The 15,385-nt window shown below is 71.6% G+C and carries 14 protein-coding genes and 1 pseudogene; 10 read left to right on the top strand and 5 right to left on the bottom strand.

The window, feature by feature from the left end; genetic code table 11:
• Positions 1-100 precede the first annotated feature (100 nt).
• Positions 101-196 (top strand): annotated as a pseudogene (locus ACO0M4_RS40025) (nickel-binding protein); the annotation flags it as partial.
• 440 nt (positions 197-636) lie between these two features.
• On the opposite strand, the gene phoU reads toward ACO0M4_RS40025, so the two are convergent.
• Positions 637-1,314, bottom strand: coding sequence for a phosphate signaling complex protein PhoU (phoU, locus tag ACO0M4_RS40020; protein ID WP_430376198.1), 678 nt, complete (start codon positions 1,312-1,314; stop codon positions 637-639).
• 366 nt (positions 1,315-1,680) lie between these two features.
• On the opposite strand from phoU, the gene ACO0M4_RS40015 reads away from it, so the two are divergent.
• Both ACO0M4_RS40015 and ACO0M4_RS40010 read left to right on the top strand, forming a co-directional pair.
• Positions 1,681-2,949, top strand: coding sequence for a sensor histidine kinase (locus ACO0M4_RS40015; protein WP_430376197.1), 1,269 nt, complete (start codon positions 1,681-1,683; stop codon positions 2,947-2,949).
• The gene (locus tag ACO0M4_RS40010; RefSeq protein ID WP_016572018.1) at positions 2,946-3,626 is read left to right on the top strand and encodes a response regulator transcription factor; all 681 of its coding nucleotides are present in this window, start codon (positions 2,946-2,948) and stop codon (positions 3,624-3,626) included. Before ACO0M4_RS40015 ends, ACO0M4_RS40010 begins: the two co-directional genes overlap by 4 nt.
• 84 nt (positions 3,627-3,710) lie before the next feature.
• Here the strand turns inward: ACO0M4_RS40010 and ACO0M4_RS40005 are convergent, their stop codons facing one another.
• Entirely contained in the window at positions 3,711-4,328 is a 618-nt protein-coding gene (locus ACO0M4_RS40005) for a DUF461 domain-containing protein (protein WP_430376196.1), read from the bottom strand.
• 747 nt (positions 4,329-5,075) lie between these two features.
• On the opposite strand from ACO0M4_RS40005, the gene ACO0M4_RS40000 reads away from it, so the two are divergent.
• From ACO0M4_RS40000 to ACO0M4_RS39970, 7 genes are all read left to right on the top strand, one after another.
• Positions 5,076-5,558 (top strand): CarD family transcriptional regulator, encoded by a 483-nt coding sequence (locus tag ACO0M4_RS40000; protein WP_003953493.1) that lies wholly within the window; start codon positions 5,076-5,078, stop codon positions 5,556-5,558.
• Positions 5,559-5,967: 409 nt separating this feature from the next.
• The gene (gene ispD, locus ACO0M4_RS39995; protein ID WP_430376195.1) at positions 5,968-6,714 is read left to right on the top strand and encodes a 2-C-methyl-D-erythritol 4-phosphate cytidylyltransferase; all 747 of its coding nucleotides are present in this window, start codon (positions 5,968-5,970) and stop codon (positions 6,712-6,714) included.
• On the top strand, positions 6,701-7,240 hold the full coding sequence (ispF, locus tag ACO0M4_RS39990; RefSeq protein WP_430376194.1) for a 2-C-methyl-D-erythritol 2,4-cyclodiphosphate synthase: 540 nt from the start codon (positions 6,701-6,703) through the stop codon (positions 7,238-7,240). The genes ispD and ispF overlap by 14 nt, the downstream gene beginning before the upstream one ends.
• Before the next feature lie 145 nt (positions 7,241-7,385).
• The gene (locus tag ACO0M4_RS39985; RefSeq protein ID WP_430376193.1) at positions 7,386-7,790 is read left to right on the top strand and encodes a PPOX class F420-dependent oxidoreductase; all 405 of its coding nucleotides are present in this window, start codon (positions 7,386-7,388) and stop codon (positions 7,788-7,790) included.
• A gap of 142 nt (positions 7,791-7,932) precedes the next feature.
• On the top strand, positions 7,933-9,330 hold the full coding sequence (cysS, locus tag ACO0M4_RS39980; RefSeq protein WP_430376192.1) for a cysteine--tRNA ligase: 1,398 nt from the start codon (positions 7,933-7,935) through the stop codon (positions 9,328-9,330).
• A 152-nt stretch (positions 9,331-9,482) separates the two neighbouring features.
• Positions 9,483-10,436: a 23S rRNA (guanosine(2251)-2'-O)-methyltransferase RlmB gene (rlmB, locus tag ACO0M4_RS39975; RefSeq protein WP_430376191.1), complete on the top strand. Its 954-nt coding sequence runs from the start codon at positions 9,483-9,485 to the stop codon at positions 10,434-10,436.
• A 178-nt stretch (positions 10,437-10,614) separates the two neighbouring features.
• Positions 10,615-12,183, top strand: a complete 1,569-nt coding sequence (locus ACO0M4_RS39970; protein ID WP_430376190.1) for a hypothetical protein — start codon at positions 10,615-10,617, stop codon at positions 12,181-12,183.
• 291 nt (positions 12,184-12,474) lie between these two features.
• On the opposite strand, the gene ACO0M4_RS39965 is transcribed toward ACO0M4_RS39970, so the two are convergent.
• The 3 genes from ACO0M4_RS39965 to ACO0M4_RS39955 form a co-directional block, all read right to left on the bottom strand.
• On the bottom strand, positions 12,475-13,203 hold the full coding sequence (locus tag ACO0M4_RS39965) for a nucleotidyltransferase family protein (RefSeq protein ID WP_430376189.1): 729 nt from the start codon (positions 13,201-13,203) through the stop codon (positions 12,475-12,477).
• A gap of 30 nt (positions 13,204-13,233) precedes the next feature.
• Positions 13,234-13,650 (bottom strand): hypothetical protein, encoded by a 417-nt coding sequence (locus ACO0M4_RS39960; protein WP_344582961.1) that lies wholly within the window; start codon positions 13,648-13,650, stop codon positions 13,234-13,236.
• 313 nt (positions 13,651-13,963) lie between these two features.
• Positions 13,964-15,094, bottom strand: coding sequence for an ABC transporter ATP-binding protein (locus ACO0M4_RS39955; RefSeq protein WP_430376188.1), 1,131 nt, complete (start codon positions 15,092-15,094; stop codon positions 13,964-13,966).
• Positions 15,095-15,385 lie beyond the last annotated feature (291 nt).

The following is a 15,385-nucleotide window of genomic DNA, read 5'->3' as shown; positions in this document are numbered from 1 at the left end:
CCCCCGCCCGCGGCCCCGGCCGCCGGCGGGGGTTTTGCGTCCCGCGGCCCGGATGCGGTCCCGAACGGGAGTGGAACCATGAGAGAGGCGCAACCGGCGTCTGTCCGAGGCCCCCTCGGCGGACGCCGTCCAGCGGGTCCACGAACGGGCCGGACACACGGCGGACGAGATCCATCCCGTACCGCTCAGCGTCTGACCCGCCGCCCGGAAACCCAGGAACCCCCCAAACCCAGCCCCACGGCAACGCAGCAGCTCAGCAGTAGCGGGACGCAGCGACGCCGCACCGCAGAAATACGGTCGCGGCCCCGGTCCGCCCGATCGCTCTGATCGGGCGGACCGGGGCCGCGATGTCACCGTGCCGTTGTCGTGCCGTTGTCGTGCCGTGGCGGCAGCCGCTCGTCAGCAGCTGCCACCGCATTGGCACGGCCCGCCGGACTGGCAGCCGCAACTGCAACCGGGGCCGCAACCGCACGCGCCGAGGAGCGGGAGCAGCGGCCGGTCGACGGCCGTCGGCTCGTCCTGGGACGCGGGGGTCGGGGAGTCCGCCGTGAGTGCCATGTATTCGCCTCCTTGGGGTCACCTGGTGCCTATTGCAAGCCCGGGTGCGCAGGCGCGTCAACGGCGCGTGGGCGCACGTTACGCGCCCTCCACCGCCGTCTGCGGGGAGAGCTCGTCGGCGTGCTCGCCGGTCACCAGGTAGACGACGCGCTTGGCCACGGAGACCGCGTGGTCCGCGAAGCGCTCGTAGTAGCGGCCCAGCAGGGTCACGTCCACGGCCGTCTCGATGCCGTGCTTCCAGCGGTCGTCCATCAGGTGCTGGAACAGGGCGCGGTGCAGCAGGTCCATGGCGTCGTCGTCCTGCTCCAGCTGGAGCGCCAGGTCGACGTCCTTGGTGATGATGACCTCGCCGGCCTTGGCCATCAGGCGCTGCGCCAACTGCCCCATCTCCAGGATGGTGGCGTGCAGATCGCGCGGCACGGCCCGCTGCGGGAAGCGCAGCCGGGCCAGCTTGGCGACGTGCTGGGCCAGATCGCCGGAGCGCTCCAGATCGGCGCTCATCCGCAGGGAGGTGACGACGATCCGCAGGTCGGTGGCGACCGGCTGCTGGCGGGCCAGCAGGGCGATGGCCCGCGCCTCCAGGTCGCGCTGGAGGTCGTCGACCTTCTCGTCGGCGGCGATGACGTTTTCGGCCAGCTTCAGGTCCGCATCGAGTATCGCCGTGGTGGCGCGCCCGATCGCGGAGCCGACGAGCCGGGCCATCTCGACCAGGCCCTCGCTGATCGAGTCCAGCTCCTCGTGGTACGCGTCCCGCATCAGTGACCTTCTCTCGCTTCGAGGATTCCGAGTGCTTCGGGGGATTCCGGGGAGTGTGGGGGATGGTGCGTGGTGATGAGTGGGGGGTGGCCGTTGCGCCTACGCTCCCACGGACCGGCCGCCGACGGGTCCCCGCACCTTCAATGTGCGGCCGGATCACGACGTGCGGGGCCATCGGGGGTGAACCACCACCGACCTGAAGGTGAACTCTGGGAGACGCCGCTGCGGCCGCGAGGGCGCCCCGGCGGTCCCGCCGTCGCGGTGGGTGAACCGACCCCGACGCCTCGGTGAACTCTGGGCGAAGGGTGCCCGAGCAGCAGCTCCGAGCGCTGGGGGAGTGTCGGTCCCGGCACATACTCTGGATTCATGAACGTGGACGCGGCCGTCGCCGCGATGGCAGCGATAGCCGGGCTCTGCACCGGCGTCTTCGCCATGCTGGCGTTCCGCTGGAGTGAGCGGGACCAGGCCAAGCCCACCCGTACGTCCCTGCACACCGAGGCGGTCCTGCCGCCCGGTGTCGACACCGTCCTGTCGGTGCTGCGCTCCTCCGCCGTCGTCCTCGACGAGGCCGACACGGTGGTCAAGGCCAGCTCCGCGGCGTACGCGCTCGGGTTGGTCCGCGGTGGTCGGCTCGCCGTCGAGCCGATGCTCCAGATGGCTCGCGACACCCGCCGGGACGGGGAGATACGTCAGGTGGAGCTGGACCTGCCGCGCCGCGGCACCGGCCGCGGGGACGCCCTCGCGGTCTCCGCCCGGGTCGCCCCGCTCGGCTCCCGGCTGGTCCTGCTGCTGGTCGAGGACCTCACGGAGGCCCGCCGCATCGAGGCGGTCCGCCGCGACTTCGTGGCCAACGTCAGCCATGAGCTCAAGACGCCCGTCGGCGCCCTCTCGCTCCTCTCCGAGGCCGTGATGGACGCCAGCGACGACCCGGAGGCGGTCACCCGCTTCGCCGGCCGGATGCAGAACGAGGCCACCCGCCTGACCAACCTCGTCCAGGAACTGATCGACCTCTCCCGGGTGCAGAACGACGACCCGCTGGAGGACTCCGAGTCCGTTCCGGTCGACGAGCTGGTCGCCGAGGCGGTCGACCGCTGCCGCCAGCAGGCCGGCACCAAACAGATCACCATTGCCGCCGGCGGCACCGCCGACCTACAGGTCTGGGGCAGCCGCGGCCAGCTCGCCGCCGCCCTGGGCAACCTCGTAGAGAACGCCGTCAACTACTCCCCGGCGCGCACCCGCGTCGGGATCGCGGGCCGCCGGGTCTCCGCACCCGGTGGCGACCTGATCGAGATCGCGGTGACCGACCAGGGCATCGGGATATCCGAGAAGGACCGGGACCGCATCTTCGAGCGGTTCTACCGCGTGGACCCGGCGCGCTCGCGCGCCACCGGCGGGACCGGCCTCGGCCTCGCCATCGTCAAACACGTGGCCGCCTCGCACGGCGGGGAGGTCACGGTCTGGAGCGCTGAGGGACAGGGCTCCACCTTCACCTTGCGTCTCCCGGAAGCCGGCGCCGTCCGCGATCGCGAACGGCCCTCGGACCTGACTGCGGAGGGCCTCGACGACGAGGACCGCCCGTACGAGACCTTCAACGATCCGCTCCCAGCTCACCCAGCCCCGGAGGTCCTTCCGTGACCCGAGTGCTTGTCGTCGAGGACGAGGAATCGTTCAGCGATGCACTGTCTTACATGCTCCGCAAGGAGGGCTTCGAGGTCGCTGTGGCGGCCACCGGCCCCGACGGCCTGGACGAGTTCGAGCGCAACGGCGCCGATCTCGTCCTGCTGGACCTGATGCTGCCGGGGCTGCCCGGCACCGAGGTCTGCCGCCAGCTGCGCGGCCGCTCCAACGTCCCGGTCATCATGGTGACCGCCAAGGACAGCGAGATCGACAAGGTCGTCGGTCTCGAAATAGGGGCCGACGACTACGTCACCAAGCCGTTCTCGTCCCGCGAACTGGTCGCCCGGATCCGCGCGGTGCTGCGCCGCCGTGGCGAGCCGGAGGAGGTCGCCCCGCAGGCGCTGGAGGCCGGCCCGGTCCGGATGGACGTGGACCGGCACGTCGTCACGGTCTCCGGCGGCAAGGTCGACCTGCCGCTCAAGGAGTTCGACCTCCTGGAGATGCTGCTGCGCAACGCCGGCCGGGTGCTGACCCGGATGCAGTTGATCGACCGCGTCTGGGGCGCCGACTACGTGGGCGACACCAAGACCCTCGACGTCCACGTGAAGCGGCTGCGCGCCAAGATCGAGCCCGACCCGGGGGCCCCGCGCTATCTGGTGACGGTCCGCGGCCTGGGCTACAAGTTCGAGCCGTAAGCCGCACCGGCGATCGACGCACGTGAAGGGGCGCTCCTCCGGACGGGAGGGGCGCCCCTTCACGTGGCTTACGCGGTGCGGGCCTCAGTGACCGGCGTGCGCCGACTCCGAGGGCTTACCGGAGCCGCTTGGGCTGGCCGAGTTGCTCGGCGTGCCCGACTGCGAGGGCTTACCGCTCGCGGAGGTGGACGGCTGCGGCGTCACCGACGGGCCGTAGCTCTCGAAGATGTTCTTCGCCGGGACGACGTAGGCCCCGATCTTCACCTTGCCGGCGGCGCTGAAGCTGAACGTCAGCGGCTGGAGGTTGCCGTCCTGGACGGCCTCCCGGCCGCTCTCCAGTACGGCGCTGGCGTTGCCCTTGCCGCCGATCACGGCGGAGCCACCGGCCGGCACGTCGATCTTGGCGGACGACAGCTTGGCCGACTGGCCGGTGCCGTCGACCACGATCCCGGTCAACTGCTGGTCCTTGGTGCCGCTGTTGAACACCGTGGCGGTGATCGCAGCCGGGCCCGTGGCGTTGACGTCGGGCTGGGTGACGACGCTGACGTTCTGGATCTTGATGTCGCCGACGCTGGTCTCGGCGTTGTCCGGCTTGACCTCCAGCGTCTGGGCGTCGTTCCCGGCACCGCACGCGGAAAGGGTGGCGATGGAGAGCGAGAGGACGGTGGCGGCGAGGACGCCGCGTCGAAGGCTGCGGCTCACGGCGGCGGCATCTCCTTGACGAGCTACGGCGGCCGAACGTTCGTGCCCGGTCGCGGATGGACGGCTGGGGCGACGTTGCGCACGCGTCATGGCGACGGGCACGTAAAGCCGCCCTAAGGGTGGGTCAGCGCCGCTAGGTTACCGAGCCGTCCTCGCGGTGCCGCACCCGACCCGCCTCCTACGCGATCACGCACCTCCCGGCCGGCCCGGTCCGCCCACCGCGGCGGTGCCGACCGAGCGGTCCGAAGACCCCCCGGACGGGATTTCCGTAACGCGATCTCGGGCGGATCTCGGTGGCGATCTCCGGAGAACTGGGTGGCATATTCGGCAGGCGGCTGTTCGAGTGGCGGCCGTGGTGTTTCCCCCGGTGAAAAGCGGTATTCACAAGGAATGCACATGCCGCCAGAAATTGATCACACACCGCCGTGTGGGGCCGTTGATCAATTTCGGGAATCGCGCCCGAGTCGCCGGCAAGCATCCGAACGGAGTAGCGGAACTCGCTCATGTGGATCGGTGCAAATCGGGACGTTCAACCCGTTGATCATTGTGTTTCCGGTGTGCCGTGGGCGGCATTCAGTGCCCCCGGGAAGCCCCTCCGACCTGCGAATACCTGCACCAAGAGCCCCCTCGAAGCACGTTCCGGTCGCTGTTGTCAAGCCCCGAGATATGCCCTGACCTGCGAAAACGCCATTCAGAACGGCCCGTTCCCGTGTTAGCATGGATAGCCACGGAAGGGGTACCTGTCACATGACGTTCAAGGTTGGCGACACCGTGGTCTATCCCCATCACGGGGCCGCGCTGATCGAGGCCATCGAAACTCGCCAGATCAAAGGCGTGGACAAGACCTACTTGGTGCTGAAGGTCGCCCAGGGCGACTTGACTGTTCGTGTGCCAGCGGACAACGCGGAGTTCGTCGGCGTACGCGATGTGGTTGGTCAGGACGGACTGGATCGGGTCTTCGAGGTGCTGCGTGCACCGTATGCCGAAGAGCCGACGAACTGGTCCCGTCGCTACAAGGCAAATCTTGAGAAGCTCGCTTCTGGCGACGTGATCAAGGTCGCCGAGGTCGTCCGTGACCTGTGGCGACGTGAGCGCGAGCGCGGACTCTCCGCCGGTGAGAAGAGGATGCTCGCCAAGGCCCGCCAGATTCTGGTGAGCGAGCTGGCCCTCGCGGAGAACACCAACGAAGACAAGGCCGAGGCCCTGCTCGACGAGGTCCTCGCGTCCTGACGACGCGCACGGCTGACTGTGGCGACGCAGTGTGACGACGACACGATGTGACGACGGCGCAGTGTGACGACACAGCAGCAACGTAGCAATGCCGCGGTGCCCGAGTGACGACCCCCGAACGGAGGGTCTGTTGCCGGGCGCTGCGGCATATCTGCGGGCGGTGCGTGGGAAGGCCGGACGCCGAGCCGGCGGCGGCTTCCTCGGTGAAGCCCGCCGGACCCTCCCCCAAGCTCTGCGAGCAGGGGGTGCGTCCAGTGGCGTGCCGGGCTCGGGCTGCTGCCCCGACCGCTGTCACGGAAGGGTTCCGGTCAAGGCATAACGCCCGGCACTCCCAGGCCATACCCACCTCGCCCGAGGAAACAAACCTGTCTGCCCCAATTCCGGGTTCGCCCGGACTCCGGAGCCATCGATGTCAGATTCCTCCCGCCCGGCCCGTACCGCCGCGGTTATCCCCGCCGCCGGCCGCGGTGTCCGGCTCGGTCCCGGCACCCCCAAGGCGCTGCGCACCCTCGGCGGCACCCCGATGCTGGTCCACGCGGTCCGTGCGATGGCCGCCTCGCGGGCCGTCACGCACATCGTCGTGGTCGCCCCGCCGGACGGCCCCGACGAGGTCCGCCGCCTGCTGGACGCCCATCCGCTCGCCGACCGCACCGAACTGACCGTGGTCCCCGGCGGTGCCACCCGCCAGGAATCCGTCCGGCTCGGGCTGGCCGCGCTGCCGGACGGTATCGACGTGGTGCTGGTCCATGACGCGGCGCGTCCGCTGGTGCCGGTCGAGACCGTGGACGCGGTGATCGAGGCGGTCCGCGCCGGCGCCCCGGCCGTGGTTCCCGCGCTTCCGCTGGCCGACACCGTCAAGCAGGTCGAGCCGCGCCCCCAGGGCACCCCGGAGCCGGTGGTCGGCACCCCGGAGCGGTCGCTGCTGCGCGCCGTGCAGACCCCGCAGGGCTTCGACCTGTCGACGCTGCACAAGGCGCACGAGGCCGTCGTGGAGGGCGAGGGGGCCACCGACGACGCCGGGCTGGTGGAGCGGCTCGGGGAGCCGGTGGTGCTCGTCCCGGGCCACGAGGAAGCGTTCAAGGTGACCCGGCCGCTGGACCTCGTCCTGGCCGAGGCCGTACTCGCCCGGAGGAGGGCCACCGATGGCTACGTCTGATGCGTCAGCTGACACGTCCGCGCAGATTCCCGTACTGCCCGGCCTGCCCCTCGTCGGGGTCGGTACCGATGTGCACGCCTTCGAGCAGGGGCGCCCGCTGTGGTGCGCCGGGCTGCTCTGGGACGCCGCGGAGAGCGACGGCTTCGGCCTGGCCGGGCACAGCGACGGCGACGTGGCCGCGCACGCCGCGTGCGACGCGCTGTTCTCCGCGGCCGGCATCGGTGACCTCGGCGCGCACTTCGGCACCTCCCGCCCGGAGTGGTCCGGTGCCTCCGGGGTGACGCTGCTGGCCGAGGCGGCGCGGATCGTGCGGGCCGAGGGGTTCGCCATCGGCAACGTCGCGGTGCAGGTCATCGGCGTCCGGCCGAAGGTCGGCAAGCGCCGGGACGAGGCGCAGCGGGCGCTGTCGGCGGCGGTCGGGGCACCGGTCTCGATCTCCGGCACCACGACGGACGGGCTGGGGCTGACCGGTCGCGCCGAGGGGCTGGCCGCGATCGCCACCGCCCTGGTGGTGCGCACCGGCTGAGGCTGCCTGTGGGGCGAACCGGGGCGTTCCGCCGATCGGGCCGCACCCTGCGGGAATGTCCGGCGCCGCAAAGGGCGTTGAGGAAGAATCCGGGGTAGTGGTGTCCATCGGAAGCCCATGGTTCGGCCCGCGGGAAGGATCCTTCGTGACTGCAACGCTCTCCGACAACCTCAAGGAGCTGCTCGACTCCCCGGTCTTCGTGACGGTGGGGACGATCCAGCCGGACGGCAGCCCCCAGCTCTCCCCGGTCTGGGTGAAGCGGGACGGCGACGACCTGCTGATCTCGACGACCGTCGGGCGCCGGAAGGAGCGGAACCTCCGCCGCGACCCGCGGGTCTCGGTCGTGCTCCAGCCCTTCGAGGCGCCGTACAGCTACGCCGAGATCCGCGGCGAGGCCAGCCTCAGTACCGAGGGCGGGCAGGAGCTGATCGACGAGCTGTCGTTGAAGTACACCGGCAAGCCGTACGCGGAGTTCAACCCGGCCTCGGCCGACGACGACCAGCGGGTCGTGGTCCGGATCACCCCGCGGAAGGTGGTCGGGCGCATCTGAGCCTTTTCCCCCGGGCGGCGGAGCGTCGCCGCCCGGACGAACTCCGTACGGAATAACCGGCGAATCGGACAGCTGCGATGCTTCCGTGTCCCCGTGCTCAATAGGGCACGGGGCACTCCCGCATTCCGACTACCCTGGTCCCGTGACGATTCGCCTATACGACACCAGCGCCCGGCAGATTCGCGATTTCACCCCGCTTCGGCCGGGCTGTGTCTCGATCTACCTCTGTGGTGCGACCGTGCAGGCTGCACCGCACATCGGGCACATCCGGTCCGGGCTCAACTTCGACATCATGCGCCGCTGGTTCGCCTACCGCGGCTACGACGTGACGTTCGTCCGCAACGTCACGGACATCGACGACAAGATCATCCAGAAGTCGGCCGAGCAGGGCCGCCCGTGGTGGGCGATCGGGTACGAGAACGAGGTCGCCTTCAACACGGCCTACGACACCCTCGGCTGCCTGCGCCCCACCTACGAGCCGCGCGCCACCGGCCACATCCCCGAGATGATCGAGATGATGCGGGGCCTGATCGAACGCGGCCACGCCTACGCCGCCGACGGCAACGTCTACTTCGACGTGCGGTCCTTCCCGGAGTACCTCCAGCTCTCCAACCAGGAGTTGGCCAACCTCCTCCAGCCGTCCGGCGAGGGCGAGACCGGCAAGCGGGATCCGCGCGACTTCGCCATGTGGAAGGCCGCCAAGGAGGGCGAGCCCAGCTGGGACACCCCCTGGGGCCGCGGCCGTCCGGGCTGGCACCTGGAGTGCTCGGCGATGGCCCACAAGTACCTCGGCACGGCCTTCGACATCCACGGCGGCGGCGTCGACCTGGTCTTCCCGCACCACGAGAACGAGATCGCACAGGCCAAGGCGTACGGGGACGACTTCGCCGCGTACTGGTCGCACAACGCCTGGGTGACCATGAGCGGCGAGAAGATGTCCAAGTCGCTGGGCAACTCCGTGCTGGTCTCGGAGATGGTCAAGCGCTGGCGGCCGATCGTGCTGCGCTACTACCTCGGCACCCCGCACTACCGCTCGATGATCGAGTACAGCGAGGAGGCGCTGCGCGAGGCCGAGTCGGCGTTCGCCCGGATCGAGGGGTTCGTCCAGCGCGTCGTGGAGAAGGCCGGGAAGGTCATTGAGCCCGCGGCCGAGGTGCCGCCGGCGTTCGCCGAGGCGATGGACGACGACCTGGGCGTCCCGCAGGCGCTGGCCATCGTGCACACCACCGTCCGGCAGGGCAATTCCGCGCTGACCGCCGACGACAAGGAGTCCGCGGTGGCCCGGCTCGCCGAGGTGCGGGCGATGCTCGGGGTGCTCGGCCTGGACCCGCTCGACGAGCGCTGGTCGGGCGGCGGTGCGGACCGCGGCGAGGACCTGCACGGGGTCGTGGACTCCCTCGTCCGGCTCGTTCTGGAACAGCGGCAGAGCGCCCGGGTCCGCAAGGACTACGCCACCGCCGACGCCATCCGCGACCAGCTCCAGCAGTCCGGTCTGACCATCGAGGACACCCCGTCGGGTCCGCGCTGGTCGCTGTCCTGAGCCGGGCCCCGGGGACCGTCCCGGGGGCCGGCCGCACCCCCGGCCACCAGCCGGATTCGCCCTTCCCGGTGGCTGCGGGCGACACTCAATCCATACGTACGTATCCACTCCACGTCGCGAGACGTCGAGAGCAGTGAAGAAACAGGTGACCCATGGCCGGCAACAGCCAGCGCAGGAACCGCCGCATGTCGAACAAGAAGGGCGCTCAGGTCGGCAGTGGCGGTAAGCGGCGCCGGTCCCTGGAGGGCAAGGGCCCGACCCCGCCCGCGTCCGCCCGCAAGGGGCATGTGAAGAACCGCGTCGCCAACGCCAAGGCGAAGCAGGCCGCGAGCCGCCGCCCGGCCCCGCGGCGTGGTGGCGCCAAGGGCACCGCGGAGCTGGTTGTCGGCCGCAACCCGGTCGTCGAGGCGCTGCGCGAGGGCGTGCCCGCGACCATCCTGTACGTGCAGCAGTTCATCGACAACGACGAGCGGGTGCGCGAGGCGCTCCAGCTCGCCAACGAGCTGGGGCTGAACCTCCTGGAGGCGCCGCGGGCCGAGCTCGACCGGATGACGAACGGCCTCAACCACCAGGGCCTGGTCGCGCAGATCCCGCCGTACGAGTACGCGCACCCCGAGGACCTGTCCGCGGCCGCCTTCGACGAGGGTGCGGACCCGCTGATCGTCGCGCTGGACGGCGTCACCGACCCGCGCAACCTGGGCGCGGTGGTCCGGTCCGTGTCGGCCTTCGGCGGCCACGGCGTGGTCGTCCCGGAGCGTCGGGCGGCCGGGATGACGGCCGGTGCCTGGAAGACGTCGGCGGGCACCGCGGCCCGTACGCCGGTGGCCCGGGCCACCAACCTGACCCGGGCCCTGGAGTCGTACCAGAAGGCCGGACTGACGGTGGTCGGTCTGGCCGCTGACGGGGACGTGGAGCTCCAGGACCTGGAGGTCCTGGACGGCCCGGTCGTCATCGTCGTCGGCAGCGAGGGCAAGGGCCTGTCGCGGCTCGTCAGCGAGACCTGTGACCTGCGCGTGCGGATTCCGATGCCGGGTGGCGCGGAGTCGCTGAACGCCGGTGTCGCGGCCGGTGTGGTGCTCTGGGAGGCGGCGCGCCGCCGCGGCTGACCGTGGCCGTCGCCGGGTGTTCCCGGCCGTGCCCGGGCCGGGTGGCGCCACACCGCCGCCCGGCCCGGGGCACAACATGACGCTCCGTGTGTCCTCGCCGTATCACGTGATCTTTTGACGGGTCTCGGACAGATCGGGCCGGTCAAGGCAGTGTCTTAACCGCGGGTCACTCGGTTAGATGAGCGTGGACACCAGAACACCCCGCACGCCTACGGGGGGACGCTCGTCGAGTTTCGAAGACGAGCCGGTCCTGAGCTCGGTCAAGGTGCCGTGCGATCCCGCGCAGGTCATCGTCAACCACGCCAGCTTCCGCGTACAGCTCGCCGCTCCCGTGGTCGCCGGCGCCCTGGCCGAGACCGCGCGCGTCCCCGCCCTCCGGGGATCGCCGCCCAGACGCCGCACGCCCGTGGTCTGGAGCGGCCGCACCGAACCGGGCAGCGCGGCCGGCGCCACCACCCAGCTCCTGCACGCGGTGCGCGACGCGGGCGTCGGCCTGGACTCCGGCCCGGCCGAGGACATCGGCACGACCCAGGTCCTGCCCCGGGTCCGGCTCGGCGACAGCCCCGCCTCCACCGTCATCGGCCAGCGCGGCCCCGTCGACGGCGAGGACACCCTGCCGCGCGGCACCCGCGCCCTGCCCGGACCGTTCCCCGGCCCGCGGTACGACGACGGCGCGGACGGTGCCGACGACGAGCGGTTCGAGGCGCGCGAGCTCCATGACACCGGGGCCAGACGGCGCGGCGGCGACAGCGTGCGGCACGCGTACTACCCCGGCCGCCGGATGAACCTCGGCGTCGTCCTGCTGCCGCTGCGGATCTTCCTCGGCCTGATCTCCGTCTACGCCGGCATGGGCAAGCTCTGCGACCCCGTCTACTTCGACGGCGGCCAGCGCGGCTCGATGGTCACCTGGCTGCTCTCCCTCCACCCCTGGGAACTGGCCGTTCCGCTGCGGGACTTCGCGGTCGCGCACCCGATCGGCGCCGGGCTGACGGTGGCCTTCCTCCAGGTCGTGGTGGGCGTGCTGACCATCTGCGGACTGTGGCAGCGGGTCGCCGCCTCGTTCGGCGCGCTGCTCTCCGCGGCGTTGCTGATGACCGTCAGCTGGCGCACCCTCCCCGCCTACGACGCCCCCGACATCATTTACCTCGCCGCCTGGAGCCCGCTGATCATCGCGGGTGCCCCGGTCTACTCCATGGACGCCCGGCTCGCCGGTGAGGCGTGGCGGCGGCTCGGCCCGCGCGTCGAGGTCGGGGCGCTGCGCCGCCGGGTGCTGCGCCGCGGCGCCGTGATGACCGCGGTGGTGGCCGGCCTGACCCTGCTCATCGGCTCCCTGTTGGGCGGTGCCGTACGGACCGCGCGGGTCCCGACCGTGCCGCGGCCCGGCGAGCCCGCGATCAACAACCTTCCCGGCTCGCCCCTGCCCAGCCCCGGCCACGGCGCCTCCCGCCCAGGCCACCACACCCCCCACCACCCCGGCACGCCCGCCACCGGCGCCTCCCACCAGACCCACCAGCCGGGCCTGCCGTCGGCCTCGGCCCCCGGCACCCCCTCGGCCGGTGGCCGCACCAGCGGCTCGGCCCGCCGGCCCGGCGCGACCACCAGTGCCCCGCAGCACTCGGCCCCGGCCCACGCCCCGGCCCGCACCCAGACGCCGGGCACCGGCGGCGGTACGACGGGCAGCTCCAGCAGCGGCACCCCCGGCGGCGACTCCGGCCGCGGCGGCACCCTCGGCGGACTGCTGGGCTGACCCCTTACGGGACCGGCACCCGGTCCGTACGACCCGTCCCCGATCGCTCCGATCCCTCACGGCCCCAGGGCCGGGGGTGGTGGGCGGTCGGGGACGACTGCGTTGATCGGGAGGACTGCGTGGCGCCTGCGTCGAGCGGCCGCTGGCGGCGGTGCGGCGCGTCGCGTTGGGGGCGCGTCCGGGTGGGGGTGCGGCGCGTTGGGGAGAGGTGCGGCGTCGGTGGGTGCCCGGGAGCGTCGCGGGCGCAGGGGGCGGCTCAAGGGCCGCGGGGAGCGTGCGCGGCCCTGGGGCTCAACGGGCCTGTGCGGCGAACTCCCTGGCGGCCTCGGTGAGGTCCTTGGCGGTGTCGATGGCGCGCCAGTAGGCGCCCTGGGGGAGCGGATAGCCGGCCAGTCGGCGTTCCCGGGCGAGGCGCGGGAAGGTGGTGCGCTCGTGGTCGCCCTGGGTGGGCAGCAACTCGGAGAAGACCGAGGAGAAGACGTAGACGCCCGCGTTGATCAGATACGGGGAGGGCGGGGCCTCGATGAAGTCCAGGACGTGCCCGAAGGCGTCCGTCTCGACGGCGCCCCAGGGGATGCGCGGGCGGGCCAGCGCCAGGGTGGCCGCGGCGTCGCGCTCGTGGTGGAAGGCGGCCATCTCGCGGAGCGGGAAGCGGGTCCAGACGTCGCCGTTGGTGGCGTACCAGGGCTCGTCCGGGCAGGGCAGGGAACCGGCGGCGTGCTTCAGACCGCCGCCGCGGCCCAGCGGCTCGGGCTCCACAACGGTCGTGACGCGCAAGGGGAGTTGGGTCCGGTCCAGCCAGTCCTGGAGGACCTCGGCGAGGTGCCCGCAGGAGATGACGGCGTCGGTGACGCCCTCCTCGGCGAGCCAGTTCAGCTGATGGCCGATGATCGGGGTCCCGGTGCCGGGAATCTCGACCATCGGCTTGGGTCGGTCGTCGGTGTACGGGCGGAGACGGGAGCCCTGGCCGCCGGCCAGGACCACGGCCTGCGTGGGGTACGAATGCGGGGCGCCGGTCATGGTTCGCACCCTATGCGGTGCGAGCGACGGTCACTGGGCGGCGGCCACGCCGGTGGCGAAGGAGGTGTCGCAGACCGGGCGGGAGAACGCCTGGGCGCGGTGTGCGGCGCCGTACTTGGCGACCGCGGCGCGGCCGAGGGCACGGGCGATGGAGGCGCAGTGCTTGGCCAGCGAGGGCCGGGCGGTGGTGGCCTCCTGGAGGTGCGTCAGGGCGACGCCGGGGTCCTTCTCCTGGAGTTCCACCAGGAGGCGGTCCCGGAGGACGTCCTGGGCGGCGCGGGGGCCGGCCTGGGTGGAGACCTTCCCGGAGGAGGCGGCGAGTACCTGCGACTCGGAGGTCTTCGACGCCCACGGGACGCGGGTGACCGCGAGGGTCCCGGAGAGCACGAGGACGACGGGCAGGACGAGGGCGAGAGTTCGGCCGATACGGCGGGCTGCGGAGTTCACGGTCGCGATGGTAGCGAGAGGTGATGATTTGGCGACATTCGGTCACCTTATTGGGGGACGGAATGGCTCGTCGGTGCGGTTGTTGGGTTGACGCACTGGTACGAAAAACCGCCTCCGGGGCGGATTTTGCGGGGTGTGGCGGGGTCTGCGGCATGACCCTCCGGGCTTGCTGGCGCGGGTCCGCCGTGGTCCGGACGCGCCGCGGCGGCGATGTGGGGGCGCGCAATACCCCACACCGCCGCCGCGGTAAACCCGCCCGGGGCGGGGCCCGGTGGCCCCGCCCGGCCCGTCGACCGTCAGCCGGCCGGCAGGGTCAGCCGGTCAGTCGCTTTCCCGTCGAGGTGGAGAAGACGTGGGTCTCGCCCGGCTGCGGGACCACGTGCAGCCGGGCGCCCTTGGCCGGGACCTGGCGGCCGTTGACCCGTACGACCAGGTCCTTGACCGTCCCGCCGACCTCGGCCGTTCCGTAGACGTAGCCGTCGGCGCCTAGTTCCTCGACGACGTTGACCGTCACTGGCAGGCCGGCCGGGGCGTCCGTGGCCTCCTTGGACAGCGACTTGGCGGCCGCGCCGTTCTGCTCGACGACGTCGAAGTGCTCGGGCCGGATGCCGACCGTCACGGTCTGGTCGCCCTCGGCGCCGGCCAGTGCGTCCCGGCTGACCGGCACCACGCTGTTGCCGAACTTCACCCCGCCGTCGGTGATCGGCACCTCGATGAGGTTCATGGCGGGCGAGCCGATGAAGCCGGCCACGAAGAGGTTGGCCGGGCGGTCGTACATGTTGCGCGGCGAGTCGACCTGCTGGAGCAGCCCGTCCTTGAGGACCGCGACCCGGTCGCCCATGGTCATGGCCTCTACCTGGTCGTGGGTGACGTAGACGGTGGTGATGCCGAGGCGGCGCTGGAGCCCGGCGATCTGCGTACGGGTCTGCACCCGCAGTTTGGCGTCCAGGTTGGACAGCGGCTCGTCCATGAGGAACACCTGGGGCTCGCGGACGATGGCGCGGCCCATCGCGACCCGCTGCCGCTGGCCGCCGGAGAGCGCCTTCGGCTTGCGCCCCAGGTATTCCGTCAGGTCCAGGATCCTCGCCGCGTCCTCGACCTTCTGCCGGATCTCGGCCTTCGGCACGCCGGCGATCTTGAGGGCGAAGCCCATGTTGTCGGCGACCGACATGTGCGGGTACAGCGCGTAGTTCTGGAACACCATGGCGATGTCCCGGTCCTTGGGCGGCAGGTGGGTGACGTCCCGGTCACCGATGCGGATGGCGCCCTCGTCGACGTCCTCCAGCCCCGCGAGCATCCGCAGCGAGGTGGATTTGCCGCATCCGGAGGGCCCGACGAGAACGAGGAACTCGCCGTCCTCGATGGTGATGTCGAGCTTGTCGACGGCGGGCTTGTCGGAACCCGGGTAGATCCGGGTTGCCTGGTCGTACGTGACCGTTGCCATGGTGTGTCCCTTCACCGGCAGGAACGTGCCGGACGATCCGAGTAAAGGAGTGGGCGGCCCGCCGCCGGGGAGGCGCACCACGCGAAGTGGTGTAGTCCACAGCGGCAAACCGCTGGTGACGCTACCTGCGCCGGAGCCGGGTGTCAGTAGGCGCGCGGTCACGAAATGCGGTCGTTCGGCGGGGCGCGGCGCGATGCCGGGGCTGTGGGATGGCTATGGCGTGTCTGCGGCGTACCTGCGGCGGGGAGGGTGAGGCGAGGGGCTTACGGGGGGGCGACGACGGAGCGGTCG

Origin of the sequence: Streptomyces sp. RGM 3693 (genome assembly GCF_050471125.1) — a bacterium.
Classification (GTDB): domain Bacteria; phylum Actinomycetota; class Actinomycetes; order Streptomycetales; family Streptomycetaceae; genus Streptomyces.
The sequence above is the reverse complement of the archived record's forward strand: the minus strand, read 5'-3'. Positions and strand labels throughout refer to the sequence as shown.

Bases quoted from the DNA above. Each gene is read 5' to 3' on its own strand.
- phoU (WP_430376198.1), bottom strand. From the start codon at position 1,314: ATGCGGGACGCGTACCACGAGGAGCTGGACTCGATCAGCGAGGGCCTG.
- ACO0M4_RS40015 (WP_430376197.1), top strand. From the start codon at position 1,681: ATGAACGTGGACGCGGCCGTCGCCGCGATGGCAGCGATAGCCGGGCTC.
- ACO0M4_RS40000 (WP_003953493.1), top strand. From the start codon at position 5,076: ATGACGTTCAAGGTTGGCGACACCGTGGTCTATCCCCATCACGGGGCC.
- ispD (WP_430376195.1), top strand. From the start codon at position 5,968: ATGTCAGATTCCTCCCGCCCGGCCCGTACCGCCGCGGTTATCCCCGCC.
- ispF (WP_430376194.1), top strand. From the start codon at position 6,701: ATGGCTACGTCTGATGCGTCAGCTGACACGTCCGCGCAGATTCCCGTA.
- rlmB (WP_430376191.1), top strand. From the start codon at position 9,483: ATGGCCGGCAACAGCCAGCGCAGGAACCGCCGCATGTCGAACAAGAAG.
- ACO0M4_RS39970 (WP_430376190.1), top strand. From the start codon at position 10,615: ATGAGCGTGGACACCAGAACACCCCGCACGCCTACGGGGGGACGCTCG.
- ACO0M4_RS39965 (WP_430376189.1), bottom strand. From the start codon at position 13,203: ATGACCGGCGCCCCGCATTCGTACCCCACGCAGGCCGTGGTCCTGGCC.
- ACO0M4_RS39955 (WP_430376188.1), bottom strand. From the start codon at position 15,094: ATGGCAACGGTCACGTACGACCAGGCAACCCGGATCTACCCGGGTTCC.